27 protein-coding genes are annotated in these 25,986 nt (G+C 57.2%); 14 read left to right on the plus strand and 13 right to left on the minus strand.

The genetic code is table 11. From position 1 onward, the window contains the following. Window positions 1–110: 110 nt before the first annotated feature. The 5 genes from J2S62_RS09170 to mca all read right to left on the minus strand — a co-directional run bounded on the left by J2S62_RS09170 (window position 111) and on the right by mca (window position 4,050). Window positions 111–1,247 carry an FAD-dependent oxidoreductase gene (locus tag J2S62_RS09170; RefSeq protein WP_310173941.1) on the minus strand — a complete coding sequence of 379 codons (1,137 nt, stop codon included), beginning with the start codon at window positions 1,245–1,247 and terminating at the stop codon, window positions 111–113. Between the two features lie 60 nt (window positions 1,248–1,307). Beyond that, entirely contained in the window at window positions 1,308–1,829 is a 522-nt protein-coding gene (locus J2S62_RS09175) for a prepilin peptidase (protein WP_310173944.1), read from the minus strand. Between the two features lie 68 nt (window positions 1,830–1,897). Then, on the minus strand, window positions 1,898–2,695 hold the full coding sequence (locus J2S62_RS09180) for an isoprenyl transferase (RefSeq protein ID WP_407649947.1): 798 nt from the start codon (window positions 2,693–2,695) through the stop codon (window positions 1,898–1,900). Window positions 2,696–2,708: 13 nt separating this feature from the next. Continuing rightward, window positions 2,709–3,080, minus strand: a complete 372-nt coding sequence (locus tag J2S62_RS09185) for a hypothetical protein (RefSeq protein ID WP_310173946.1) — start codon at window positions 3,078–3,080, stop codon at window positions 2,709–2,711. Window positions 3,081–3,087: 7 nt separating this feature from the next. Then, window positions 3,088–4,050 (minus strand): mycothiol conjugate amidase Mca, encoded by a 963-nt coding sequence (mca, locus tag J2S62_RS09190; RefSeq protein WP_310173949.1) that lies wholly within the window; start codon window positions 4,048–4,050, stop codon window positions 3,088–3,090. Between the two features lie 86 nt (window positions 4,051–4,136). Between mca and J2S62_RS09195 the strand changes: the two genes are divergently transcribed. The 3 genes from J2S62_RS09195 (at window position 4,137) to J2S62_RS09205 (ending at window position 6,054) form a co-directional block, all read left to right on the plus strand. Further along, window positions 4,137–4,625: a DUF4307 domain-containing protein gene (locus J2S62_RS09195; RefSeq protein WP_310173952.1), complete on the plus strand. Its 489-nt coding sequence runs from the start codon at window positions 4,137–4,139 to the stop codon at window positions 4,623–4,625. Window positions 4,626–4,783: 158 nt separating this feature from the next. Continuing rightward, window positions 4,784–5,272, plus strand: coding sequence for a transcription elongation factor GreA (gene greA / locus J2S62_RS09200; RefSeq protein ID WP_310173955.1), 489 nt, complete (start codon window positions 4,784–4,786; stop codon window positions 5,270–5,272). A gap of 116 nt (window positions 5,273–5,388) precedes the next feature. Beyond that, window positions 5,389–6,054, plus strand: coding sequence for a hypothetical protein (locus tag J2S62_RS09205; protein ID WP_310173958.1), 666 nt, complete (start codon window positions 5,389–5,391; stop codon window positions 6,052–6,054). Here J2S62_RS09205 and ilvA read toward each other — a convergent pair. The 3 genes from ilvA to J2S62_RS09220 form a co-directional block, all read right to left on the minus strand. Then, on the minus strand, window positions 6,051–7,307 hold the full coding sequence (gene ilvA / locus J2S62_RS09210; protein WP_310173961.1) for a threonine ammonia-lyase: 1,257 nt from the start codon (window positions 7,305–7,307) through the stop codon (window positions 6,051–6,053). The genes J2S62_RS09205 and ilvA overlap by 4 nt on opposite strands. A gap of 3 nt (window positions 7,308–7,310) precedes the next feature. Continuing rightward, window positions 7,311–8,474 (minus strand): AI-2E family transporter, encoded by a 1,164-nt coding sequence (locus tag J2S62_RS09215; protein ID WP_456077496.1) that lies wholly within the window; start codon window positions 8,472–8,474, stop codon window positions 7,311–7,313. 216 nt (window positions 8,475–8,690) lie between these two features. Continuing rightward, complete coding sequence (locus tag J2S62_RS09220; RefSeq protein WP_310173965.1) at window positions 8,691–9,566, minus strand: Bax inhibitor-1/YccA family protein; 876 nt, start codon at window positions 9,564–9,566, stop codon at window positions 8,691–8,693. A 216-nt stretch (window positions 9,567–9,782) separates the two neighbouring features. Here J2S62_RS09220 and J2S62_RS09225 point away from each other — a divergent pair, with 216 nt between their 5' ends. From J2S62_RS09225 to J2S62_RS09235, 3 genes are read left to right on the plus strand one after another with little or no spacing between them, the layout of a single operon-like run. Next, complete coding sequence (locus J2S62_RS09225) at window positions 9,783–10,079, plus strand: GroES family chaperonin (RefSeq protein WP_310175832.1); 297 nt, start codon at window positions 9,783–9,785, stop codon at window positions 10,077–10,079. Window positions 10,080–10,115: 36 nt separating this feature from the next. Then, complete coding sequence (locus J2S62_RS09230; protein ID WP_310173967.1) at window positions 10,116–10,658, plus strand: hypothetical protein; 543 nt, start codon at window positions 10,116–10,118, stop codon at window positions 10,656–10,658. 20 nt (window positions 10,659–10,678) lie between these two features. Continuing rightward, window positions 10,679–11,008, plus strand: a complete 330-nt coding sequence (locus J2S62_RS09235) for a hypothetical protein (RefSeq protein ID WP_310173970.1) — start codon at window positions 10,679–10,681, stop codon at window positions 11,006–11,008. A 58-nt stretch (window positions 11,009–11,066) separates the two neighbouring features. Here the strand turns inward: J2S62_RS09235 and J2S62_RS09240 are convergent, their stop codons facing one another. Further along, window positions 11,067–11,930, minus strand: a complete 864-nt coding sequence (locus J2S62_RS09240) for a 3-hydroxyacyl-CoA dehydrogenase family protein (RefSeq protein WP_310173972.1) — start codon at window positions 11,928–11,930, stop codon at window positions 11,067–11,069. A 665-nt stretch (window positions 11,931–12,595) separates the two neighbouring features. On the opposite strand from J2S62_RS09240, the gene J2S62_RS09245 reads away from it, so the two are divergent. Beyond that, the gene (locus tag J2S62_RS09245; RefSeq protein ID WP_310173974.1) at window positions 12,596–13,003 is read left to right on the plus strand and encodes a four-helix bundle copper-binding protein; all 408 of its coding nucleotides are present in this window, start codon (window positions 12,596–12,598) and stop codon (window positions 13,001–13,003) included. Window positions 13,004–13,151: 148 nt separating this feature from the next. Here J2S62_RS09245 and J2S62_RS09250 read toward each other — a convergent pair whose 3' ends face one another. Then, window positions 13,152–13,748, minus strand: coding sequence for a YdhK family protein (locus J2S62_RS09250; RefSeq protein ID WP_310173976.1), 597 nt, complete (start codon window positions 13,746–13,748; stop codon window positions 13,152–13,154). 197 nt (window positions 13,749–13,945) lie between these two features. Here J2S62_RS09250 and J2S62_RS09255 point away from each other — a divergent pair, with 197 nt between their 5' ends. From J2S62_RS09255 to J2S62_RS09280, 6 genes are all read left to right on the plus strand, one after another. Then, window positions 13,946–14,155, plus strand: coding sequence for a heavy-metal-associated domain-containing protein (locus J2S62_RS09255; protein ID WP_310173978.1), 210 nt, complete (start codon window positions 13,946–13,948; stop codon window positions 14,153–14,155). 134 nt (window positions 14,156–14,289) lie between these two features. Further along, window positions 14,290–16,512, plus strand: coding sequence for a heavy metal translocating P-type ATPase (locus J2S62_RS09260; protein WP_407649948.1), 2,223 nt, complete (start codon window positions 14,290–14,292; stop codon window positions 16,510–16,512). 47 nt (window positions 16,513–16,559) lie between these two features. Then, window positions 16,560–16,871: a metal-sensitive transcriptional regulator gene (locus tag J2S62_RS09265; protein ID WP_310173980.1), complete on the plus strand. Its 312-nt coding sequence runs from the start codon at window positions 16,560–16,562 to the stop codon at window positions 16,869–16,871. Between the two features lie 327 nt (window positions 16,872–17,198). Next, the gene (locus J2S62_RS09270; protein ID WP_310173982.1) at window positions 17,199–17,831 is read left to right on the plus strand and encodes a DUF305 domain-containing protein; all 633 of its coding nucleotides are present in this window, start codon (window positions 17,199–17,201) and stop codon (window positions 17,829–17,831) included. A 127-nt stretch (window positions 17,832–17,958) separates the two neighbouring features. After that, window positions 17,959–18,717, plus strand: a complete 759-nt coding sequence (locus J2S62_RS09275) for a cytochrome c biogenesis CcdA family protein (protein WP_310175836.1) — start codon at window positions 17,959–17,961, stop codon at window positions 18,715–18,717. 136 nt (window positions 18,718–18,853) lie between these two features. Continuing rightward, complete coding sequence (locus J2S62_RS09280; protein ID WP_310173983.1) at window positions 18,854–19,639, plus strand: hypothetical protein; 786 nt, start codon at window positions 18,854–18,856, stop codon at window positions 19,637–19,639. 313 nt (window positions 19,640–19,952) lie between these two features. Here J2S62_RS09280 and J2S62_RS09285 read toward each other — a convergent pair whose 3' ends face one another. The 3 genes from J2S62_RS09285 to J2S62_RS09295 are packed head-to-tail and all read right to left on the minus strand — an operon-like array spanning window position 19,953 to window position 23,538. Beyond that, window positions 19,953–20,729, minus strand: a complete 777-nt coding sequence (locus J2S62_RS09285; RefSeq protein ID WP_310173985.1) for a hypothetical protein — start codon at window positions 20,727–20,729, stop codon at window positions 19,953–19,955. Window positions 20,730–20,753: 24 nt separating this feature from the next. Beyond that, a complete protein-coding gene (locus tag J2S62_RS09290) occupies window positions 20,754–22,388 on the minus strand; it encodes a DNA methyltransferase (RefSeq protein ID WP_310173988.1) in 1,635 nt (544 codons plus the stop codon). Then, window positions 22,300–23,538, minus strand: a complete 1,239-nt coding sequence (locus tag J2S62_RS09295) for a type IIL restriction-modification enzyme MmeI (RefSeq protein WP_310173990.1) — start codon at window positions 23,536–23,538, stop codon at window positions 22,300–22,302. Before J2S62_RS09295 ends, J2S62_RS09290 begins: the two co-directional genes overlap by 89 nt. A 1,017-nt stretch (window positions 23,539–24,555) precedes the next feature. Here J2S62_RS09295 and J2S62_RS09300 point away from each other — a divergent pair. Then, the gene (locus J2S62_RS09300; protein ID WP_310173991.1) at window positions 24,556–25,791 is read left to right on the plus strand and encodes a LysM peptidoglycan-binding domain-containing protein; all 1,236 of its coding nucleotides are present in this window, start codon (window positions 24,556–24,558) and stop codon (window positions 25,789–25,791) included. The last annotated feature ends 195 nt before the right edge of the window (window positions 25,792–25,986 follow it).

Here is a 25,986-nt window from a genome sequence, read left to right on the forward strand (position 1 = left end):
CTGATGTCGAGGGTATCACGGCGGGTCTGTCGCAAGAAGTACCGGTGTTGGTGGGGAATACCGGTTTTGATCACCCGGGCGTATAGCTTTGGGGCAACCCTGACAAATACTTACAAGACCGGAGCATCCCATTGATGGAATCGTTGGCTTGTCGAAGCAATGAGGTGGGGCGGCACAAGTCGCATCCCGAGGTTGCGCCCTCGCGTGGCGATTGGCCCGGATGCCTGCGCCATACGTGCCATGAGACGCGACTGCCGCCATAAGGTCAGCGTACGTCGCCGACGGATTGCCGAATACCGTGCCAATATCCGCCCAAGCGGTTGGTTGCGGTTGGAGCGTAGCAGCAGGGATAAAGTCACGGCGTCTTCGATGCCTTGGCCGGCGCCCTGGCCTAAGTTTGGCAGCATCGCGTGGGCCGCATCGCCCAGTAGCACGGTCCGACCGCGACCAAACGTCTTTGGGAGTTCTTCTAAGTCGTAGATGTCGTGTCGGATGACTGCCTCCGGGGCGGTGGCGGCGATCGCTTCGGGAATGGGATGGTGCCATGCGGCGAACGCTTCGGCAGCTGCTGCGGGCTCATCGGCGAAGCGTTTTCCTGCTGGCTGGTTCAGGGTGCCGAACCAGTACATTTGGCCCTCTGGTAGAGGCACAATCCCGAAGATACTGCCGCTCCCCCAAGTCTCTGCGGCCGCTCCGGCAAGATCGACACTGCCGGGCTGGGTTACTCCGCGCCAGGCGGTGTATCCCGAATACCGGAGCCCGGCATCCAGGCCCAGTCGCTGGCGGGTGCGACTGCGCAACCCATCGGCGGCAAGGACCAAGTCGAAGGTCTCCGGAGTTCCTGCGACATGAACGATCGCACGACCGTCAGCACTTACAACGGCGGGTGCTGAGGTGTGGAGCGTACCCGGCTCTAACAGACTCAGCAGTGTCTCATGAAGTGTTATCCGGTGCAAGCTGTGTAACTGGCCGACGGTCTGGGCCGGGATGGTCGTGAGCCACGTGCCGTCGGGCGTGCGCTGCCCGGTGCGCAGAGTCGGGAGGGTGTTATCGGAAATAGCGCGAACAGTATCACCCAGACCCACGGCGTCGAGAGCAGCAAACGCATTACCGAACAGCGTCAAGCCGGCACCGTCAGCATTGGGTTCTTCGCGCTGTTCATAGACGGTGACATCGTGGCCGTCGCGTTGCAGACTCGCGGCGGCCACCAGACCGGCGATACCGGCACCAATCACCGCAATACGCATTTATGATCTCCCCTGGTGAATGGCTGTGTTTCTTGTAGTGTAGCTGTCTCACTGCATGAGCTACATGAGCAATGCGACAGCACAGCCCACTAGCATTGCGGGGCCGAATGCGATTCGTGTGGATTTCTTGGCACCTCGAAAGACCATCAGATACATCGCCTGCAGGCCTCCGAAGAGGAAGGCCAGCATGAAGCCTGCGACCAGTGTTTCGACGCCGATGAAGCCGGTGTAGAGGCCCAGCCCGGCGGCAAGTTTGACATCGCCCATACCAATGCCGGCCCGAGTGACGATGTGCAGCACGAACATCACCATAAGATAGCTCAGCGATCCGAGGATCGTCGGCAACCACCGGCCCGACAACGCGGAGTCTTCAGGTGCTGACAGCGTGCTGGCCAACAGGAAGATAGCAGCGCCGGCGAAGAGCAGACCGGTCCAGCGATTTGGTAAGCGATGCTGCTGGATATCCACGACGAACAAAACGATGGCGCACACCGCAAACCAGACCAGAGCAACGCCTAGGAACAGTGCGGGTAACAGTGCCAGGGTTTCGGACGAGATGTCCCGGCTGAGCAAGTGGATCACGTATGTCACCCTAGCCAACCGGTACCACTACCGGTGAAAGATCACCGCATGTGTGGATAATCGCCTGGTTATGCACCGAAGCGGCGATGGCGGGTGGCGTAGTCCCGCAGTGCGCGCAAAAAGTCCACGCGCCGGAACGCCGGCCAGAGTGCTTCACAAAAGTAGAACTCAGAATAGGCTGACTGCCACATCAGAAATCCCGACAGGCGTTGTTCTCCGGAGGTTCGGATGACGAGATCGGGATCGGGTTGACCGCGCGTATAGAGCCGATCCGAGATTGCATCCACGTCAAGACCGTCAATAGCTTGATCCAGCGTGTAACCGGCCTGCGATGCGTCGGTCAGATATGATTTGGCCGCGTCGACAATTTCTTCACGCCCGCCGTAACCGATCGCGACGTTGACGTGGACCCCTTGATGGTCCTTGGTGGCTTCGGCTGTCTCGTGCAGTAGCTCGGCCAAATCCGGGGGCAAAATACTGTCGTCCCCCACCGGATGGACTTTCAAAGAAGTGCCATCGGCCAAGCCGCCACTAAGCTTTCGAAGCGTATTGGCGATGATGCGCAGCAAGGGTTCGAGCTCTGCTTTATCCCGGTTAAGGTTCTCGGTCGAGAGCATGTACAGGGTCACCACGGGGATGTTAAATTCTGCGACCCAGTGCAAAAACTCGTGAATCTTTTCGGCCCCGACTTGGTGGCCGTAGGCGGTGGACGCCCCGGATTGTTTCGCCCACCGGCGGTTACCGTCGAGGACGACACCGATATGTCCCGGGAGCGGATGGTTCTCGAGGCTTCGTGCCAGCCGTCGTTCATAAAACCGGTAGACGACGTCAGGGACTCGCAGCGCCCCCAGGGGTGAAGTGGCCATGCGCTAGTACGTCCTAGTCTTTGCGACCGGAGTCGGGTTCTTTGGCCTCCAGGGTCGGCATATCCAGGTATCCGGGATATTTCTTACGCAACACTTCAGTTTGGCTCTGTTCCAGTTCATCAACTTCAGGGCGGCGACGATCTTCTGGCTTCAGGTGCGGTTGATTCCGCTCCACCAGCATGTCTTCGGCCGTGGTTGAGCGCAGTTTGACGCGACGGATCTGGCGAATCATGATGCGAAACACCAGGATGGCGACCAGCACAAAGGCAAAGGTAGCCAGGAAGCCGAGAATGCCGGGGGTGACATCTTCGTCGCGTAAACCCTCGCGGAGAACTGGGTCTTCAACGCCGGCGATGACGACGTTGGAAAAAATCGTATAGAGCATGGTGGTCTCAGTCTACCGGTGTGTCTCGAAGTCCTGCGAATAAATCGCTTTCGGGCAAGCTGGTTGGCACTTTGGAATCGGTCAGGACGTAATCTTCCCAAGGCCAGTGGTTGCGAAGAATCTCATTCGGCGTAAAGAAGAACATGCCGTGCGAGTCGACTTGCGAGCGGTGAGCGCGCAGGGCGGAGTCGCGGTACTCCAAAAACGCGGCGGTATGCACCTGCGTGGTGACCTCATGGTGGGTCAAGCGCCAAGCATCGGGGTCGTCTTCACCGGCAGCTACCCGGTCGTACCATTCGATCCGCTTTTTATAGGGCGATTCGTAGCCGTTATCTAACAGTGCCTGGTGCACGGTTTTGAATTTATCTGGGTTGAAAGCGCGATCGTAATAAAGTTTGGAGACCTGCCAGGCTTCACCGGTGCCAGGATAGGCATTGGGGTCGCCAGCCTTTTCATAGGCTTCCATCGAGATCGCATGGGTACGCAGGTGGTCAGGGTGCGGATAGCCGCCGATCTCGTCGTAGGTCACCAGAACGTGGGGTTTGAATTCGCGGATGAGCCGAACCAACGGTGCCGACGCGTCTTCCAAGGGCAGATCGGCAAAGCAGCCGGGTTCAAGGTTTGCCATCGGGTCGTCACCTTCTGGGAAACCGGAGTCGCGGAAGCCCAGCCAGCGGTGCTCGATGTCAAGGATCTTGGCAGCATCGGCCATTTCTTCGAACCGTACAGCGGTGATGTCGCGCTCGACGCGTATTGCTTCCCCGTAGTTCGGGTTAATCAGGTCACCAGCGGAGCCATCGGTGGCGGTCGCGACCATCACGCGAGCACCAGCATGAACATAGGCGGCCATCATGGCAGCGCCTTTCGAAGCTTCATCGTCGGGATGCGCGTGCACTGCTAAAAGCCGCAAACCGGTGGAGTCAGGCAGCCCCGGATCTTTGACAGGTGGCAACTGCGGTTCGGACGACATGACGTGCACTCCTTGCGACTATGCGTGCCGCTGACGGCGGACACAATTCGGACCTTGGTAACGGCTGTATTAGGCTATCTTGCGATATGGTTTCGAACTCGAATCAGGCACCAGCCCCTGCCGACAATAGTGTAGCGACACGTTATGGTGGCGCCAAAAAGTCTCGTATTTCGAAGAAGACGGGACGTATCATTGCCATTATTGCGCTCTTGGCCGCTATTGCTGTCACTTTCTGGTTCGCTTTTTCTGCTAGCTCAAGCATGCTCACCGCAAAAAGCGTGGGCTATCAAATCCACAACGAATCTGAAGCATGGGTGGAGTTCGAACTCACCAAAGAACCCGAAGAAACCGTCGCGTGTGCGGTTCGAGTTCTCACCGACACCGCAGCGGTCGCTGGCTATAAGACCGTGGTGATCGGCCCTGATGAGAACCCAGATGCCGCTGGCAAAGACCTGACGAAATACTACGAAACTGATCTGCGCACCGATCAGTTGGGCTCGTCCGGCGAAGTCGATACTTGCTGGTACATCGAGGAAAAGGAAGCCCCGAACATCTCCAACTTCCGCGACTACTAAACCGGTTCTCTAACGAAAGTAGAGCTTCAATCCTTGTGGTCGTGAGAACGGCCGGTGCTATGATAAGGTCCGGTATCTTCCCAAACGCTGTCGCCCCGTCTGCACATGTGGTGCCGCGGGGCTTTTAGTTTGATAAATGAGAAAGTAAGGAGGCCGGCATGGCCACTACGAACGGCACCCCTTGGCTAACCCAAGCCGCATATGACCGGTTGAAAAACGAACTCGATTACCTCACCGGCGATTACCGCCAGGAAATCGTCGACCGAATCGAAGCGGCCCGCGAAGAAGGTGACCTGAAAGAAAACGCAGGTTACCATGCGGCCCGTGAAGAACAGTCCAAGAATGAGGGCCGCATCCAGGAGCTCAAGGCGCTCCTGGAAAACGCCGAAGTTGGCGAATCCGCAACCGATGACGGGGTCGTAAAGCCCGGTATGCTCATCGAATGCAAGCTTGCCGGCAATGACATGAAGTTCGTGCTGGGTTCGCGTGAAATCGCCGAAGGCACCGACTTGGAAGTCTTCTCGATGGCTTCGCCACTGGGCTCAGCAATCGAAGGTCGCAAGGCCGGCGATACTGTCTCCTACGAGGCACCGAACGGTAAGGAAATCGAGGTCGAGCTGATCTCGGTTGAGCCATATAACGGCTAGCATGAGCGCACCTGGTTCACGGTGCTGCTGATACATCTGCTTTAAAGGTGGTTTCTCCCCGCAAGAGAGGCCACCTTTAGCCGTTTAAAGGGGCATTTTGGTGTTAGCCTGGTGGTGTGTTAAACATCGAGAAATTTCTGCTGCTAACCGTTCCGTACCGTTCACGACTCACGGAGGTTGACTCACTGTTCGTTACCGCACGGACGGCGTTGACGCTGATCGAGTTTGAACGCACCTCAACCATCACCTTGGCTCCTGCTGACGCAACGCAAGCCTGGGATATGACCAACCCGCGCATTCAGGTCAATGAGTCCCGCACCCCCGACGCTGTCGGCCTCAACGACGCTTTCGAAAAGCTCGACAAGTTCCACAACAAACGGGTCTCAGCGGCCCTGGGCAATAAAAAACTTGACCCAGTCAAGGGGCTCGAAGCCGAACTTGCCCGGCAAGGCGTGCTAACCGGCAAACCGAAGCACTACACGCTGGTCGCCACCGACGCGCTGCACAAGCTGCAGGACGATCTGGGCCTAGCGCTTCGCGGTCAACGCACCGTGGTACGCCAAGACCGGATCTTGTTGGAAGTTATCGAAGCGATCAACGCCAGCAAGCTCCTACTCGGCTCTCAACAGCCAGACTGGTCCACCAACGACTTCAGCGACCATGTGCACCAGAATCCTTCTGGCCACCCGGTTGTTGCCGAGTTAGTCAAGGCAACTTCGTCGATGACCGCACTGATGGAGAAATCCAAGATGCCAGCACTGTCGCAGCCCTCGGCTGCCTAGTGCTGCACCATCGCTTCGTAACCGGCTTCGCGCAGGCTCTCAAGAACCTGTTCGGAGTGGTCCCGGCCGCGCGTCTCCATGTCAATGGTGATGTGTACGCCACCCATGGTCAGCCCTGCACCGACTCGTGAGTGATCCACGCGCGTGACGTTCGCGTCGTTTTCGGCGATGATCCGTGAGATGGTTTTCAGTTCGCCCGGGCGGTCGCGCAGTGGAATTTTAACGGTCAAGAATCGTCCCGCTGACGATAGACCAACCTGGATGACTTTGAGCATCAGCATCGGATCGATGTTTCCACCCGACAGCACGGCGACCGTGGATTCTGATTCGATCCCGGCCTCTTGCAGCTTGCCGGTCATCAGTGCTGCCACCGGTGCGGCACCGGCCGGTTCGACGACCATCTTAGATCGTTCCAGCAGAAACACGATCGCCGCGGCGATTTCATCGTCCGTTACCGTGACGACTTCATCGCAGAGTTCTTTGATCACCGAAAACGGAACGTCGCCGGGACGACCCACCGCAATCCCGTCGGCGATCGTGGCGACATTATCTAAGGCCACCGGCTTGCCTGCCACCAATGACGGCGGGTAGGCAGCCGCCTTCTCGGCCTGGACGCCGATCACATTGATGTGGCGTCCCTGGCGACGGGCATGTTCTTTGAGCGCGATGGCGGTACCGGCCAGCAAGCCTCCCCCACCAATGCTCATCACCACGGTGTCGACATCGGGTTGTTGTTCCAGAATCTCCAGTCCAACGGTCCCCTGGCCCGCCACGATTTTCGGGTTATCGAACGGGTGGATAAACGTGGCCCCGGTCTCTTGTGCGTAGCGAGCAGCGAGCTCAAGCGCCTCATCGACGTTATTGCCCGCCAACACCACGGTGGCCCCGTGATCACGGGTGGCCTGTACTTTTGGCAGGGCCGCACCTAATGGCATGTAAATCCGAGCGTTGATGCCCAGCTTCGAAGCGGCCAGCGCCACGCCTTGGGCATGGTTCCCTGCCGATGCCGCAACGACACCTTTGGCCCGTTGCGCTTCGGTTAGTGAGGCCATGTGCACATAAGCGCCGCGGACTTTGAAGGATCCGGCGCGTTGTAAGTTCTCACATTTCAGGTGCACCGTGGAACCGGTAATTCGGCCCAGCGCGCGCGAGTGATCCATCGAGGTCTCGCTAATGACGCCTTTGAGCGTTTCGCGGGCGGTTTCGATATCTTCATATCGAACGAGTGGTGAACCGGTTTCAGTGGTTTGCAACGATTACTCCTGCGCATCTGAGGTGTTAGGTAGGTTTGCGGCGGGCTGGTCTGGCAGTGTTTCGGGCTCAAGTTCGGGCGGTTCTTGTTCGGGCGCGGGGTCCGGATCATCCAACCAGGGCTTCTCGGAAAGATACTTGATGGATTCGTTGAGGAAGGCCATCACCGGTACGGCAAAGACCGCACCGACTAAACCAAGGGTCGCGATACCGGCCGACACTGCAAGGAAGACTGCCAGCGGGTGCAGGTTGACTGCCGCACCCATCACCAAGGGTTGTAAAACGTTGGATTCGATCTGTTGGACGGCCAGCACGATGCCCAGCATGATCAGGGCGTTGACCCAGCCGTTGGCCACCAGTGCGAGCAGCACGGCTACAGCGCCGGTCGCTACGGCTCCGACAATGGGGACAAATGATCCAAGAAATACGAGCACACCCAGGGGCATGGCCAATGGAACACCCAGAATCCAGGCGCCCACTCCGATGCCGACCGCATCCACGAAGGCCACGAAGATCTGCACGCGAACATAGGCACCCAGCGAGCCCCACCCGGCATACCCTGCCCCGTCAACGGCACGGCGATGCTTTGCCGGCACGAAGTTCAGTAAGAAGCTCCAAATTTTGGGGCCGTCTTTGAGGAAGAAAATCAGCGCGAACAGCGCCATAACGATCCCGGCCCCGATGTTCGTGGCGGTGGAGCCGAACCCGAGTGCACCAGACAGCAGCGCCCCGGAGTTGGCTTGTAATGTCTCGCCGAGGTCATTGAGCAGTTCTTGGTAGTCGAGCCGTTCGAGCGAAAGGCCCCAGGACTCGATCAGTGCGATGAAGTCTCGCACGCCGGCAGATACCGAAGCTTGCATGGTCGCAAAGCCCGCAGCGAGTTGTTGGCCGGCCAGGGTGAACAGCGCTACCACCACCAGTACCAACAGCACCGTAAGCGTCAGCGAGGAGAGCACCGGCGGGAATCTGAGTTTCAACAAGAGCCGGTGGGCCGGTTGCAGCAGGGTGGCCAGCAGCGCTGCAATGAGTAGCGGAATGATGAGCAGTGAGACGTGGGAGAGCAACCAGACAGCCACCGCTGTCATTACGATAATCAGCAGCACCCGCCACGACCAGGCAGCGGCGACGACGATACCGTAGGGAATATCTGCCGCGAGCTTTTCCTGCATGCGCGTAGGCAACGAAGCCTGCGGCGCAGTGCCGTCTGGCCCGTGTTTTCCGGCCGACGACGGTGGTGGGGTCGTCACATAGTCTCCTTCACTACAGCTGCTGTCTAGCGTAGTCTCTCGCTGCGCCGGCGTGCGTTATATTCCTTCAGAATACAACGATGGCCGGACCATTTGGTCCGGCCATCGTTGGGAGGGTCTAGGCGAGCAAGCCGCCGATTAATCTTGTTGGAAGATAGCCAAGATACGCAGGATCTCGACGTACAACCAGATCATGGTTGTTGCCAGACCAAATGCTGCGGTCCAGGAGTAGCGCTCTGGTGCACCTGCACGAACGCCTTCTTCAATAGCGGTGAAGTCCATAACCAGCGAGTAGGACGCCAGCAGTACTGCGAGCACACCGATGGCAATGCCGAGCCAGCCGGAACGCAGACCGAAGGCACCATCAACCACACCGGTGATCATCAGCACGAAGTTCAGCAGGCTGAAGACTAGGTAGCCGACCATTGCGATCAGCACGATGCGGGTCATCTTCGGAGTGGCACGGACCTTACCGGAACGGTAGAGCGCCAGCACCACGGCGAAGACGGACAGAGTGGCCAACACGGCCTGGAAGACGATGCCTGGCCAGCGCAGCTCGAACATGGCAGACAGGCCACCCAGGAAGACACCCTGGGAAACCGAGTACACCGAGATCAACAGCGGGGATGGTTCCCGTTTGAATGCGTTGATCAGACCGGTAACCAAGCCAACGAGTGCGGCAAGGAAGTACAAGCCCATGTTGTGGACCGGGTTGGCAAAGGTCCAGCCGAAGACCGCACCGGCGACGATCATCAAGAACACCATGCTGGTGCGGTTGATGACCGAGCTGTAGGTCATGCGACCGGTATCAGCCGGGGTGGCCGATGGCTGCTGGTACATGTTGGCCAGCTGATCCGGGCTCAGGTTCGGCTGTGCACCGTATGGGGTACCTGCCTGGCCTGCGGAACCGTATGGCTGCTGACCTGGTGCCTGCTGGAAACCGGCAGGCTGTTCCTGCTTGGCGCGCTGCACCGGCGCCTGAAAAGCTTTCGAACGAAATACGGGGTTGGTCATACCAATCCTTTCTGGACATGCCTATCGACTAGCGTCATTCGATAGGTGTTTCGTATCGGTTTCTAGCCTAATGGGACAACCTGTGTATTGCACGCCAGAAACTACGTTTTACGAGGAATTCATATTGCGTCTGGCTGCATGCCAATCCACGGAACCCCGTAAGCTGGTGGCGTGACTACTCAGAACCCAACTCCACAGACTCAGCTACCCGTTCGCATGCTGCACGACCGCATCCTGGTTGAACCTGATGAGGGTGCCACCGAACGTCGCTCAGCCTCCGGCATTGTCATACCGGCTACGGCTGCCATGGGCAAGCGATTGGCGTGGGCTAAGGTTGTCGCGGTGGGTCCGTCAGTGCGTCAGGTCAAACTCGATGACACGATTCTCTATGATCCGGAGGATCGCCACGAGGTAGAGATCGATGCCAAAACCTACGTGTTAGTTCGTGAACGTGATTTGCATGCCGTTGCAGATCCGCACGGCAGCCAGCAATCCCAGGGCATGTACCTCTAACACCGCACGCTAGTAAACGAGTCGAAAGGGACCATCTTGTCCAGCCAGTACGATCAGCCGCAGCAGTCTTCCAAATGGCGCCAATATATTGGCCCCGTTATTATCTTGGTGCTGGCCGTCGGTCTTGCGATATATGGTCTGGTCTGGGCCTCCAACGAGGAAAACGCCCTGCCGACTGAAGAGACAACCACCGAGGATGCTGGCGATCAACGGCAGCCCGATGCGGGCTCGCACTTAGAACAGGTTCAGCAGGATTATCCTGATGCCTCCCCTGAAGAACAAGAGGCTCTAGCTGCCGCACAGGCCGAAGCTGATACGTATATCGTCTCAGAGCACCTGCTCCAAGAACTGCTGACCAACCCCGAATACGACTACGGGTTCAGCCAGGAAGCAGCGGAATTCGCTGTTGAAAATATTGAGGTCGACTGGAATGAACAGGCCGCCCATTTCGCGGCGCTGGCGCGTGAAGAATACCCGGATGCCACCGATGAGGAAATCGAAAACCTCTTGCGAGATGAACCGGGCGGACCGCAGTTCACGGCCGAACAAACCGAATACGCCATGTCACAGCTCAACTAGGACCATGCACCGAGGTTGTCATGTCGAACTATCCCACACCTGAACAATTACGAGCTTTCAATCCCCCACCTCCGCCGCCCGCAGACTGGTCTGCTCACGAGCAGGACGTCGGACTGGCCACCGAGATGGTATTTTCTGGGCAGCAGCGTCAACAACTCCGCGAAGCCGCAGCATACGAGAGACTCTCCACTGACGAGGTCCAGTACCAGCGATACACTCCCCAAGACCACCAGACAGACCAATCGGATGAGCGGTTCGCGATGACTACATTGCTGCTCTATTCACTGATCGGTGTTGGAGTTTTCGCGATCCTCGCCATCTTGATCTCCCAAGTCTTTCTCGGCGGTTAACGAAACGGGCCCGCCACGGCAATCAGATGCGTGACGGACCCAGAGTCAAATAACTGGCTTACTTACTGTAGTTGTAAAACCCTTTCCCGGTTTTTCGACCGAGGTTGCCTTCCTCGACAAGTTTCTCGAGTGTGGGGCTGACTTCTTCGACCAGGTCGTCGTTCGATTCTTCGGCTGCTAATGTCTGGATGCCCAAGTTGATATCTAGACCGACGAGGTCCATGAGAGTGAACGGGCCCATCGGGTGGCTCAAACCCTCTTTGATCGCGATGTCGATATCTTCGATCGAGGCGTAACCCTCTTCGTGCAGGTGTAGAGCCTCGCCAACGATGGCCATCAGGATTCGGTTCACGATGAATCCGAAGATTTCTTTCTCGACCACCACTGGCGTCTTGCCGAGGGCCTTCGCAAGTTCTAACGAGCGATCCAGAGTTTTCTGGTCAGTGTGGTCGCCGCCGACAACCTCCACCAGCGTCATCTGCAACGCCGGATTGAAGAAGTGGACGTTGCACACGCGCTCGGGGTGCTTCAGTCCTTCTGCGAGTTTTGACGAGACGATAGATGAGGAGTTCGAAGCCAAAATCGTATCTGAGTCGGCAATTTCATCAAGCTCAGCGAATACCTGACGTTTGATCTCCAGATCTTCGACGATTGCCTCAATGACGAAAGAAGACTCTTTGACTGCTGCGTCACGATCAACGGTGAAGGTGAGGTTATTAAAGCCCGTCTCCACAGCTTCTTCACTCATGCGCTGACGCTCGACCTGACGCTTCGTAGAATTCTGGAGCTGTTCGCGAGCGTTATCGAGAAAGCGTTGTTCCATATCCACCAGATAGGTTTGGAAACCGCTCATTGCGGCGACGAAAGCAATTTCGCGCCCCATCGTTCCGCCACCGATAACTGTAATTGCGGATTCTTTCATAAAATCTCTTCCTTAGTCCTATATTCAATACCTCGAAAGATCATTCTAGGAATCAAGTCCGAAGACAACACTTCAGGAGCTGACGGCTAGCTGAACGAGGGCTTTCGCAATTGCTGAAGAGTTGCCCAAGCGGTATGCCGCACGAACATGCCCACTGAGAGAACGCACCTCCACGAGCGGGAACTGCTGCTGAGCCGATGCGACACTTTGGATCCAGTAGATGCTGTCGGCCGTACCCTATACTTTGTCCAAACACCTTTAAGGCCCTTATAGGCAAAGTGTCAAAACAAACAATTTCAGCTTGCTTTTACAACGAAGTCATTGTATCTGGGAACTACATTTGGCGCCTTCTCGCAGCTTCAATTGACGGTGTGAGAACTAATTGTGCTGACGGATTTTCTCCACCTGTAATCTTCCGGATACCGTAAAGGTGGGCATACCCCCCTTTACATATCTATCGGGGCCCCTTGGCTGCCAGAACCCGAGATTCAAAATCACAAGAGCGTGGACTCGGTCCTCTCCTCAGGGCACTGCCGGCCTGAGGATGATTTATGGTGCTGGTCGGCCTCTAGAGCGAACCGTAGGCAAGGGCGTAGCATCGCACCTACCGGGGCATTTCCCGGGAAGCAAGAATGAAACCGCTGTGTTATAGGAGGACGAGCCCCATGAGCCATATCACCTCGATGATTGAAACTCACCCCAATACCACCAGTGATCTTGACGTCGCCAAGCTGGCGAACTGCATTGCGGCATGTTTCGAATGCTCCCAGACCTGCACCGCCTGTGCTGATGCCTGTCTGGGCGAGGAGATGGTCACCGAGCTGCGCAACTGCATTCGCCTCAACCTAGATTGCGCCGATGTGTGCACCGCGACTGGTCACCTACTCAGTCGACGCACCGGCAGTAACCTGGCCACCGTGAAGGCAGTGTTGGAAGCGTGTCGCATCGCGTGTGCCGAATGTGCCGCCGAGTGCGAACAACACGCCGACATGCACGACCATTGCCGCGTGTGTGCTGAGGCCTGCCGCCGCTGTGAACAGGCCTGCGCAGACCTGTTGGCCACCATCAGCTAAACCACCATATCTAACAGTCCAACGGACCAGCCGAAACATCCCTTCGACTGGTCCGTTGGCATTCGGGCTACTCCCCCACGACCATCGGCCCTCGCTGTGTCGTGGCGGTGGGTGCAGTACTCTGCTGGCCTGGTGGGCTGGTTGGGTCTTAGTTGCCGGGTTGGATTTCGCTTTCCACGACCCATTTGTGATTCGTCATCTCCATGCCGTCGACCTCGAAGTCGACCATGTAGACGGTTTCGTCGGTGGAGCGATCAATGGCGGCCTCGGCCCCGGCCATCCCGGGCATGTGCTCGGCATCTAAAACGACCTCGCTGCCGGGGGCAAGCGGCGCCTCGCCAGGGTCTTCGAGTTCTTCATGCACCACCCATTTATGGTCGGTCTCCGGGTCGCCGCCATCGGTGGGCGTGTAGCTGACCGAATAGGTCGTGGTATCAAATGCACCGGAGATCGTGGCCTCGGCGCCGTCCATGCCGGGCATGTGATCGGCATTCAACACGACGGTTTCGCCGACTTCATATCTGGGATCGGTGGCTTCCTGGATCCCTTCGGGTGGCGGACCACCGTCAGGGTCGTGATCATGGGCGCCTGCGTGATGATCTGAGGCATCGGAGGCTGTCTCGTCTTGGGTGGGGGCGGATTCTGGGGCTGTCTCGTCGTCACCTGCTCCGGCACAGCTGGTCAGGGCCAAGGTCCCCACTGCGGCACCAAAGACGAGTCGGGTCATCAGGGTCAGTTTGTTCATCAGTGCTCCTGTCGCGTGAACGCATCTCTGGACGGTTCTGGTCGGGCAAGGACCTCATGGCGCAACGATCATCTCACGCTGTGAGCCCTTAGCTTTTGGCATTGTGGGAGGGTCGGGTCCTGTGGTGACCATCCATTGAAGTATACCCTATAGGGGTATAGGCTATCGTCGCAAGGAGGCCTGAAAGGAGCACAGGAATGCATACCAGCGAGTTTTTGGTCCAGGGAATGAGTTGCGGTGGGTGCGAGGCCTCGGTTCGTAAGGCGGTCTCCCAGCTCCCTGCGGTGACCGACGTCCAAGTGAGCGCCCAATCCGGTCGCTTGGTCCTCAGCGCTGAGGAACCGATTGATGATGCGGCGGTGCTGGCTGCGATCGATGCGGCAGGATACCGCGCGTCGTCTATCTAGCGCGCGACCACCGACCAACCCAACGCCGCGATGAGCCCACAGGCCTTCACGAAGCGCTACACCCTCGATTGATATCGCCTGGATCTTCGGCCACGGGACCATTTCATAATCACTACCACGGAAAGGAACCCGGCATGGTTGCACGCGACCACCACGGACACCACCCCAACGGCCATACGGCTCACGACCAGCCCCGGTCTGCTGAGGCCACCGGCACCGACCCGGATCATCACGCAGCCCACGACGGCGCCATGGGTCACGATGCTCATGAACACCATGAACATGCCTCGGGCGGGCACGGCCAGGAAGGCCAGCACCATGCCGGCCACGAAGCCCACGGCGGGCATGCCGGTCACGGGGATCATGTCGGGCAGTTCCGGCGATTGTTTTGGATCATGCTGGTCCTGGGCATCCCAGTTGTGGCGTTCAATCCGATGTTCGCCCACCTGCTGGGCTATGAGCTCCCCGATGCCGCCTGGGTGTGGTGGGTGTCGCCAATTCTGGGCACGATCATCTATGTCTGGGGCGGGCAACCGTTTTTGACCGGGGCTGTCTCCGAGCTCCGGACCCGACAACCGGGCATGATGCTGCTCATCGGGTTAGCCATTACGGTGGCCTTTCTTGCCTCCTGGGGCGCGACCTTAGGCATCTTGGATCACGAGCTGAACTTCTGGTGGGAACTGGCCCTGTTGGTGGTCATTATGTTGTTAGGCCACTGGATTGAGATGCGATCCCTGGCCCAGACCACCTCCGCTCTGGACTCCCTGGCGGCCTTGCTGCCGGATGAAGCCGAGAAGATCGACGGCGACGAGGTCGTCACCGTCGATCCGGCTGAGCTGGTCGTGGGGGATGTGGTCATTGTGCGGCCTGGGGCTGCGGTCCCGGCTGATGGCCAGATCGTGGATGGTAGCGCCTCCATGGATGAATCCATGGTCACCGGGGAATCCAAAACCGTCCGACGCGGGCTGGGCGATCCCGTGGTGGCCGGCACCGTGGCCACCGATTCCGGGCTGCGGGTCGAAGTCACCGCTATCGGCGATGACACCGCCCTGGCGGGGATCCAGAAACTCGTCGCCGATGCCCAAGCCTCCTCGTCCAAAGCTCAGCGGATTGCTGATACCGCGGCGGGTTGGTTGTTCTGGTTCGCCTTGGGCGCGGCACTGATCACTGCCATCATCTGGGGGCTGCTTGGGATACCTGAGATGGCGGTGGTGCGCACGATCACCGTGCTAGTCATCGCCTGCCCCCACGCACTAGGTTTAGCGATTCCTTTGGTGGTGTCGATTGCCACCGAACGCGCCGCCCGTGGCGGGGTGTTGATCAAAGACCGCCTGGCGCTAGAGTCCATGCGCACCGTGGATGCGGTGCTGTTCGATAAAACCGGCACCCTGACCAAAGGTGAGCCCACCGTCACCGGGATCCACCCGGTCGGGGACCACACCGAAGATGACATCTTGGCGTTGGCGGCGGCGGCCGAAACCGACAGCGAGCACCCCTTAGCTCATGCCATTGTCGGCGCTGCTCGCACCCGCGAACTCAACGTTCCCAGGGCCACCGACTTCTCTTCTTCGCCGGCCGTTGGGGTCAAAGCCACCGTCAAGGACACCGTCATCGAAGTCGGCGGCCCCTACCTGTTAGACCGGCATGGCCAAGCAGAATTACCCATCGCCCGGCAATGGCGCGACGAAGGCGCCATCATTCTCCATGTGCTAGCTGATCGACAGGTCATCGGCGCGCTGCGCTTAGCCGATGAAATCCGGCCCGAATCCCGTGACACCGTGGATGCCTTGCATGCCCACGGGGTCCAGGTGGTGATGATCACCGGAGATGCCCAGGCCGTGGCCGAGACCGTGGCCCACGAGTTAGGCATTGATCGGGTCTTTGCCGGGGTCCGGCCCGAAGATAAGGCCGCCAAGGTTGCTGAACTGCAAGCCGAGGGCCGCAAAGTGGCCATGGTGGGTGATGGCGTCAACGACGCCCCGGCCCTAGCCCAGGCCGATGTTGGGATCGCCATTGGTGCTGGCACCGATGTGGCCATCGGCTCAGCCGGGGTGATCCTGGCCTCCTCGGATCCACGCTCGGTACTGTCGGTCTTTGAGCTGTCGCACGCCAGCTACCGGAAAATGAAACAGAACCTCTGGTGGGCTGCCGGATACAATATCGCGGCCGTCCCCCTGGCCGCCGGGGTGCTGGCCCCCATCGGGTTTGTGCTCCCCATGAGCGTGGGGGCGATCCTGATGTCGGCCTCCACCGTGGTGGTAGCACTCAATGCCCAGCTGCTGCGCCGCTTGGACCTCACCCCCAAAGCAAGCACCACCAAAGCTCTGGCCCGGGCACCCGAAACCGTGGACGCCTAAGATCAGACACTGTTATGACAACACCGGTGCACGAAGAAAGTAGATCTATGACCAACACCCCGCATGCCGAATCCGCTGACCACGGCTATATCAGTGACAAAGACCGCTACCTGGCGCGCTTGAAACGCATTGAAGGCCAAGCCCGCGGCATCCACCGGATGATCGATGACGAGACCTATTGCATTGATATCCTCACCCAAATCAGTTCTATCACCTCGGCGCTGAACAACGTCGCGCTGAGTTTACTCGATGACCATGTGCGCCACTGCGTCGTCCGTGCCGCTCAAACCGATGGGCCAGCAGCCGAAGAAAAACTCACCGAAGCCGCCGATGCCATCGCCCGGCTCGTTCGCTCCTAAAAACGACCAGGGATCGTGGGGAACTTTCCTGCCTCCGCTGCCTGGGTGGATCCCAGTCATGGGTAAGAGCAGGTCAGCGGCTTGCTGACCTGCTCCCAACCTGAGCTGGCCTTGGCACCGATCCTCTGGGCGCTGGGTGCACGAAGGTGCGTTCAAAAAAGAAGATCGTGGTCGGCTGGGGAGAAGACATCTGGAGCAAAACAGACACACGCTCATCACCCCGATTGTACCCTTAGGGGGTATGCCTATCGTGGACGCGGGAGCCTGCCCAGTCAGCTGCTCATGACCCACAGCGTCCGACACTTCAGGCATGGGAAGGTGACATTTATGACAAGGACACCATTGCAGCGCCGCATGCTGAATCTCATGGCGGTTGCCGCCCTGGGGGCCGGTGTGGTCTCATGCGCTGACCAGCCGCAAGATACCGCGATGACCGATATAGATGGGGTCGCCGTGACCGCCGGGGCGAATCAACCAGAAGAAGTCAACGGCGTGGATCTGCATTTTGTGGCGATGATGACCCCACACCATCAACAAGCCGTGGACATGAGTGAGATCATCCTGGCTGCCGACGGCACCAGCAGCGCCACCGATGACCTGGCACAGCGGATTAAAGTCGGCCAGCAAGAAGAAATCGACCTCATGGTCGGCTGGGCTGATGACTGGGACCAACACGAGCTGATGGCCCATCATGCCCCACACATTGCCAATGGCATGATCGCCCCCGAGCAGATGGACCAACTAAAAACCCTGCAAGGTGATCAGGCCGACACCCGGTTTCTGCAATTGATGCATTTCCACCACGAAGGGGCCATTGCCATGACCCAGGACCAGATCGATAACGGCGGCTACCAGCCCCTAGTCGACCTAGCCCAACAGATGATTGAGATCCAAACTGCTGAGATGCGCGAAATGGAAGACCTCCTGGAGGCCAAAGGTGAGGGCCTGCTGGCCGATTAACGCCCCGCCCCCACCGTGACGCGCAGCCTTGCAACCCTGGCTACTGCTGAAGTCTTTAATATCCCCTGGTTGGATGCCCACCGCATAAGGAGTCTCCGGCGTGACCACACTGGCCACCGCTATCGTCATGACGAATAATAATGTTTTTGCAGAAATCGCCCTGGACGGCTCCATGCTGCTGGCGGTGCCGGTGGCCATCCTGGCAGGCCTCGTCTCATTTTTCTCCCCCTGTGTCCTGCCCCTGGTACCAGGGTATCTGGGCTATGTCACCGGCATGTCAGGGGTGAACCTCGAAAACCAACAACGCGGCCGGATGTTTATTGGCATGAGCCTCTTCGTCCTGGGGTTCACCATCGTCTTTGTGCTGCTGGGCCTGATGTTTTCCTCAGCCTTCATCTGGCTCCAAGGCGACGGCCAGTGGCTCACCCAAGTACTGGGCCTCGTCGTCATCCTCATGGGCGTGGTATTCATGGGCGGACTCTCCAAACTCCAACGCGACCATCGCATCACCTACCGACCCCAAGCCGGATTACTGGGCGCCCCCATGCTCGGGGTCATCTTCGGCCTGGGCTGGGCTCCCTGTATCGGCCCCACCATCTCAGCAGTGCTGTTATTATCCTCCGCCGGCTCCCCCAGCCCCACCCGCGGCGGCCTCTTAGCATTTGTCTACTGCCTAGGCCTCGGCCTCCCATTTCTGCTCATCGCCCTCGGATTCAACCGATTTATGGGCACCATGGCCTTCTTCCGTCGACACCAACGCCTCATCATGCGTCTCGGGGGCGGCCTACTGATCCTCGTCGGCGTGCTAATGGTCTCAGGCATTTGGAACCTCTGGGTCACAGAACTCCAAACCTGGTTCGCCAACGAAGTCCGACTCCCCATCTAAACCTCAACACAACTGCACCTAAACAACATAATGTAGCGGCCCCACGGGTATACCCGCTTTTACACCACATCCTTTAGAGTGCAAGTTAAGACGCAGCGAGAAAAGGCACACCAATGACGCACGAGGCAGGGCACGCATGAATTCAACCGAGGAAGCATACTTTGATCACATAATGTCCCGCGAGCCAGATTTAGAGGGGTGGCGTCTCCGGGCACAGAAGCCGGAGCCGCCACAGACCGACAGCGAACTTGCTGACGATGATGCGGTCTTTCCTTACAGCCCGATTAGCGAGGCAGTACGCATCTCTCTTACTTCAGCAGGAGAGCATCTTCGTCTTGCCATGACCGCCCTAAAAGCGGGGCAGCTCTACCCTGTGGCGCACTTCACGACCCTGCGCACAGCGTTGCTTGCGGCTTCCCAGGGGGTCTACATTTTAGGACCCAACGAGCCACGTGAACGTCGCTCTCGGGGTCTGGCGGTCGTCGTAGAGACCTATAAACGGCTCCAACAATATCATCAGGATATGCTGAGCGCCCCAGACGTAACCGAATCTGAAAAGCAGCAGCTTAGCGACCAGATTGCTTGGGTCGGGCAACGCCTGGGAGCCGCACGTGCGACCGGGGCAGATAAAAATGTGTCGGCAACTGATGTTGTTTCATCTGCTGCAAAAATAGTTTATGGAGCGGAACCTGACAAAGAGCATGCAGTAAATCTTTTCTGGCGACACTTGAGTGGTGACGCACACGCACTGTTATGGTCGGTAGGGCTTAGATCTACAGTTGCTGCCGCCGAAAAAGGACAGCTACTCGGTTCAGCAACGGCAGGCGGATCGTTCCAAGCTATTGCTCAACCATTCGAGGCTTCATTCCAAATCTTGAAGCGGGGCTGGTCACTTTACGATCAACGCAGCGAGACTCCGTAAAAATAGTACAGGTGGATCGATTTACTTATGACGATATGAGTGTCTTTTATTGATCTCGGCGTCATCACTCAACTGCGAGGTTGTGCCCAAGGCGTTTACGGGCTGGGAGCTTTTAAATGCTCTCCGGCGTCTCATAGTGTCAGTGTATTTGGAACTGTACGCAGGGGTGTACCCGCTTTTACGCACGCATCTATCCGCCTTGGTCAGCTCCGGGACTCTAGGTGGTGCATTTGGGTAGCAACAATTAGGTGACAGGCAGGCCGCCACATGAAGCTGCGAAACACCGCCAAACGAAGTTAACAGTCACACCTCATCATCCGCCAAGAATGAAGTCATATTCTTGCGGGAAGTTTTTCGAGGTGACTTTTTGTTCGAACCAGAGCGTATCTTTTAAACGCCCTTCTCCCAATCCGGCTGATATTAATAGCTGGGCATCTTCACTGTTTTTTGGTCGGGGCACTAGTTGCTCCGTGGGGCCTGGTTCAGCTGTGATAGATGATTCTCGGGAAGTGGCCGTTAGATACATTCCTGCATCGTTCTGAAGTGACCCAATTTTTGGGGACAAGAAATTAGCTTGTTTACGCGGCATCCAGAACACATCAGCCATCCACAGGGGTTTGCCGTAGGACACCACCAGATCCACATCCCACGCATGATTCTTTTTTAGGGGCACTTCCATGATCCCCCCTAGCCTAGAATCATGAATTTCGGGTATTGGTTCGCGATTCAGGGCAACGGGCCGGTAGCGCGGACGTTGAAGATCCCAGGTCCAGCGCACACGAGCCACATGATAGGCGTTTTCTGCCAAGCGTCGTCCTGGAATTATGATGCCTTTTTTATGGAGTTGGGGGTTCATAACGTACCCCGCGTCTTGGGCTTGTTTTTCTTTGTGCCGGTCGATTTTGACATGGAATCGGTGGTCTTCAAACGGCCCATTGGGGCCGTGCACTGATAAATGAAGGTTAACCTCGGTTGTGCCGATGAAATCAACATAGAAATGTCTGCCCTTTGCCGTGATCCGACACATCGTGCCTAACGGCGCGCCAGCTGTGTCAGCCAGCCCTAACAGGAGTTCATATCTGTCGCTCATGCCCCCATCGTAGGCGCTGAGAAGCTAGCGAAGACCGTTGATGGCCTTTGCGTAGAGCTGGAATAACCGCTCAACGATAACCTTCTCATCCTCGCCTGGTTCTATTTCGTAGGCTTGTTCTACTGCCGCATCGAGGGCCTGGTGTGCTGCGGTGAGTTCTGGGTAGAGCCACTCATGGTCGGGGTCGTACATCTGCGCAATCGTGGCATCCGAATACACCTCGCGTGCATCCAGCACCGCTTGAGCGCGCTCTGCGATTTCACATTCTTGGTCTCTGGTGACCTGTGGCCAGACGAAGTTGTTATAGACAATGCCAGCGGAATACCGGAATCGGCCCTCAAGTCTCCCTGCCACAGATTGCATCCACGCATTGTGGAGACGAGATTGCAAGACGCCAAAATGGAAATACGACGCATCTGGAACCAGGAACACCAGGTCACTACAAAAATCGTTGGGTCCCACCATTCCCACTGGTATGTATCGTCGCCGTTCAGATGACACTTTCGGCATCAGTAAAGAATTTCCTTTAGGTAGGTTCTCTACGTGAAACCTCGTGGGAGTGGTTGCGAGTTTCTGAGTGGGCGCACTCTTACTGGCAAGCCGCAGTTCTCTTACCTTGTGCACACGTTCTAGTGCATGCGGCATGGCTCGGAGTTCTGTTGGTGTTGCTTCGCCTAGCCATAGCACCCAGCGTTCGATGCCTTTGATGAATTCTTGGGAGCCGTGCCAGCGGTGAAAGAACTTTTCAGCCGCGGGTTCCAACGCTAGGAATTCCTCTTTTTCAGCGGGTGTGAACAGGTAATTTCCGCCGTCGATGGGCTTATTTCCAATCCCCATCTCGGGGACCGCGCTTAATGGTTTGTTGCGGTTCCAGACGAACACCTGGGGTGCGTCTTTGAGGTAGGCGTTGATGCGTTCGGGGTGGGAGACTTCGGGTTCCCCGTTGATGTCTGGGTAATGATAGAGGGTCTTTTGTCCACCGAGTTTAGAGAATCCCACGATCACACAATATACAGCGGCGGGGTCGTTGCTTTCGTTGGCCCAGCGGAAGGTGTCGTGGGCGAAGTCGATGCGGATGCCGTGTTCGTAAATAGGATGCCAGATGTTAGCGACCTGTGCCCCCTGGCAGATTGAGTTCGTGGAGACAAACGCTGCCCGGATTTTATGATCGCTCATGTAGGTGACGGCCTTGGCGTACCAGGCCGCAACATAGTCGATATTTCCGAGGTTGCGGGTAGCACCGATTGCTTCAAAAGCTGTTTTGATTTCTGCTTTTTGTGCTGCTGATTGGTTCCGCGCGCCAAGGAATGGCGGGTTGCCAATAATATAGTCACATTCCTCGGGTGGGAGGACTTCTGACCACTCGGTTTGTAGGGCATTGCCTTGGATGATGCGACTGCCTTCACTCAGCGGCAGGGACTCAATCGTGCGAGTCACGATCATCTCAGTTTCTAGGTTGGCTTGCAGCTCGGCAATCCACAGCGCGGTGCCAGCAACTGAGACGGCAAAGTCATTAATCTCTAGCCCATAGAACTGATCCAGGGACACTTTGATCGGGCTAATATCTAGGTCATCGAACGCCACGGAGGTCTGACCGTGGGTGAGTTCGGAAATGACTTTGTTTTCCAACCGACGCAATGACAAATAGGTTTCGGTCAAAAAATCGCAGAGTGGCCAGCTTGTCTTGGTAGCGGCGCAGGTTGTTGCGGCGCTTGATTGCCCCGACGCCCGTTTCATTGATAATGTCTTCAAGTTCTTGGGTGAGGTCATCCAAAAATGCGGGGTCAATGACCCGGTGGATATTTTCGGGGCTGGTGTAGTGCATGCCCCCGGCATGGCGGGTTTCCGGGTTCAGGGTGGACTCAAACACACCACCAAAAATCGTGGGGGAAATCGTCGACCAGTCGGTGCTAGCGGAGACTTCATGCAGCAACAAGTCCACGATCTCATCGGTGAACTGTGGAATATCCACGGCATGGTCGGCAAAGAGTCCCCCGTTGACGTAGGGGAAGGATTTGAGGTGATCGCTAGCGTACGGGTCCCGGTCGGCTGGTGCAGTATCCAGATACAAAAACAGTTCACGCAAGGCCACCCGGACCTGTCGGGCAGGTAAGCCACTAAGGTAGTCATAGAACGAGCGACGTTCAAACACGCCAGCATCTTCGGCAAACAAACAGAACACCAAGCGCACACACAACACGTTGAGACTGTGCTGGGCTTCGGGTGATTCCGGGTCGAGATACTGCTCGCGCAGCATGTCATAGAGCTTGCCAATCAGATACCCAGCGTTGACCGAGACAGTTTTTTCGCGTTTACGGCGGTCGGCTTTGGGATCGACTAAGAAATCTAACAGGTGCAGTTGTTGGGGCAGCTCATCGAGCGTGAACGCCACGTAGTTATGCTCGGGGTACGGTTCCTCAGCAAGGTCGTGGATTCTGAACTCATAGAAATTCGACACAATGATGGTGTCGGGGCGCTGCACATTGGGCTGGGCATCGGCGTACCGCTTGGCCTGTTGGAACGGCGTGACCGGTTCATTCTGGCGAATCTCTGGTTTATCCAGATCAACGCCTAAGGACTTCTGTTCGATAAAGGTCTTCGCATCCACCACAATCGCATCAATATACCCACGTGAGACGGTGGACTGTTCGAACATCACGTTAGTGGTGGCATCATCCATCCCCAGAACATTGGTCAGCATATCCAGCCAGAATTTATGCGTATCACCTTTTTCGTAGCCGAGACCCTTCCACCGCTGCACAAACTCCCGGGCCGCAACCACACGCTGCGCCTGACTTACTTTAACCATGCGCTTAGTATCCCATACAGCGATAGGCTCGCTGCCTGTGTACCTAAGAATGTTTCTGTTATTTAAGCGCCTTTAACGGTCAAGAGCGCATCCCAGCGAATGGCATAGTAAAAGTAAGACCACCAACTGAAATTACGAAGTGCTGCCATACAATTCACCGATACTCCCCCGGGCGGCGATCCCTATACTAAGGATAGCTAGCCTGCCGCCGGGCTGCGATAATTCTAGTGACTCGGAGTCTGGAACATCGGTTGCGCTCCAACGGGTCGCAGGCCGTGCCATTGGTGCCCCGCCAGACATACCGGGCACCCTGCTTCGTGTCGAAAACCGCTATTCGTGGCTTGGGCAGTAGCAAGAGAAGAGCCCCTCCACGTATCAACTAATTTAGTCAGCTCGTGATAATCTTTCGAGGCCTCAACATACGATTCCAGAAATTCCCGCTCTCGACCTGGAGTACGTGCCGGCCGGCTATCAGCCCCACATAGAGATAATCCACGGGAGATTCGGCAGTCAGCTCCTCGTTTTGACGAGCTACCTCGTGAAAGACAAACGAGTTATTACCGCTTCGTTCAGCAACTGTGAACACATCTCAGGCTGAATCCTCGATGGAAGGTGGACGTGGCAGTGGATTCTCTAACTACCAGCGACACGTCTAGACAACATCCGACAAATTGCAATAACGAGTTCATTCTCAGCATAGCGGCCCACTAACCGGGTGGGTGTCCTACAAAGAAGCAAGACCCCAATTTCTACGCTGGCCTGGGAGAAGAGACGTTTAGCCCATGATTTTGTCCAGTTCTGATCGTCCTTCGAGGGCATACGCTCAGCAAACGTTAAGGGGAAAAATCACGACGGAATTGCTTTTTCATAACGAATCGATAAACTAGATCACGGTTCGGTAACGGTGCAAGGCGTACTTGTTCCGGCGACATTCCGAAAGAGCCACCGCAATGTCGGTGCGCCTGACACATATACGCTTTATAAATTTTTGAACATTGTCACTCCGGAGGAAACAAAATGATTTACGCAACTCGCCGCGAACGCATCGAAGCTGAGAAGGCCCAACGCCGCGGTCGCCACATGCGCTCCATGAAAGTCGGCATGGCCAGCTTCGCAACGTTTGCAGGTGTCACTGTTGCAGGTATTGCACCGGCACATGCGGACCACACCGTAGAGCGCGGGGACACTCTGTCGAAGATCGCTTCGCAGTACGATAACGTAACGGTCTCAAGCCTCATGCAGGCAAACGGGCTGTCATCGCACCTGATCTACCCAGGTCAGAACCTGTCGTTCTCGAACAGCTCGAGCTCTTCGGACTCGACTTCATCGTCTTCATCCTCAACTTCTTCAAGCAGCGGAACGCACACCGTTGTGTCCGGGGATACCCTGTCCCGCATCGCCTCCCAGCACGGCACTACCGTGTCTGCACTCATGAGCGAGAACGGCCTCACCTCGACCTGGATCTACCCAGGTGACCAGCTGACCATTCCTGGCGGCTCAAGCTCCTCCGGATCCAGCTCTTCAGCTAACTCATCATCGAACTCCTCCGGATCCAGCTCTTCATCGAGCAGCTCGACTACCTCTTCCGGTGGTAGCCACACCGTGGTTTCCGGGGACACTCTGGGCCGCATCGCTTCCCAGCACGGCACCTCCGTCTCAGCACTGATGAGCGCAAACGGCCTGTCCTCGACGCTGATCTACCCAGGTACTCAGCTGACCATTCCTGGCGGCTCAAGCTCCTCCGGCTCTAGCTCGTCGAACTCCTCGGGTTCCAGCTCCTCCGGATCCAGCTCATCGTCGAGCAACTCGACTCCTTCCACCAGCTCCAACTCCTCCTCGAGTGGCGTCACCACCGCTAGCAGCGGCGCAACCCAGACCTCGAGCACCTCAACTTCAGGTGCTTCATGGGCTGTCAGCACTGCAAACAGCTCGAGCTCAAGCTACCGTTTGGGTGCTAACGGAGAAGGTAACCAGTGGGATTGCTCCAGCTTCAGCCAGCGCGCATTGAGCCAAGACGGCAAGAGCATCCCGCGCACCTCAGCAGCACAGTACGCCTCCGCTCAGAAGATCTCCAAAGGTCAGCTGCAGTCAGGTGACCTGGTCTTCTACGGCAACGGTCGTGTTACTCACGTAGCCGTCTACGTCGGCAACGGCCAGATTGCTCACGCTCGTAACCCAAGCGCAGGGCTGTCCGTTGATAACCTCAACACCTACTCCCAGTACAACAACGTGATCGGATACGGCCGCTACTAAACTGCATAGCGCTGTAGTCCTCCACATCTGAGTGATGCCCCGATGATCTTGATCATCGGGGCATCACTCGTTTAAGCACTGTCTATTGAACTTTAGGTTCGGAGCGCTACCCAGCGTACCTACTCGCCCAAGGTAACCCTCCAGACGCTCCCAATACTCACTAGCCACTGCATGGCTTCGACTACGATGGGTCTA

Source organism: Enteractinococcus fodinae, from assembly GCF_031458395.1.
GTDB classification, from domain to species: domain Bacteria; phylum Actinomycetota; class Actinomycetes; order Actinomycetales; family Micrococcaceae; genus Yaniella; species Yaniella fodinae.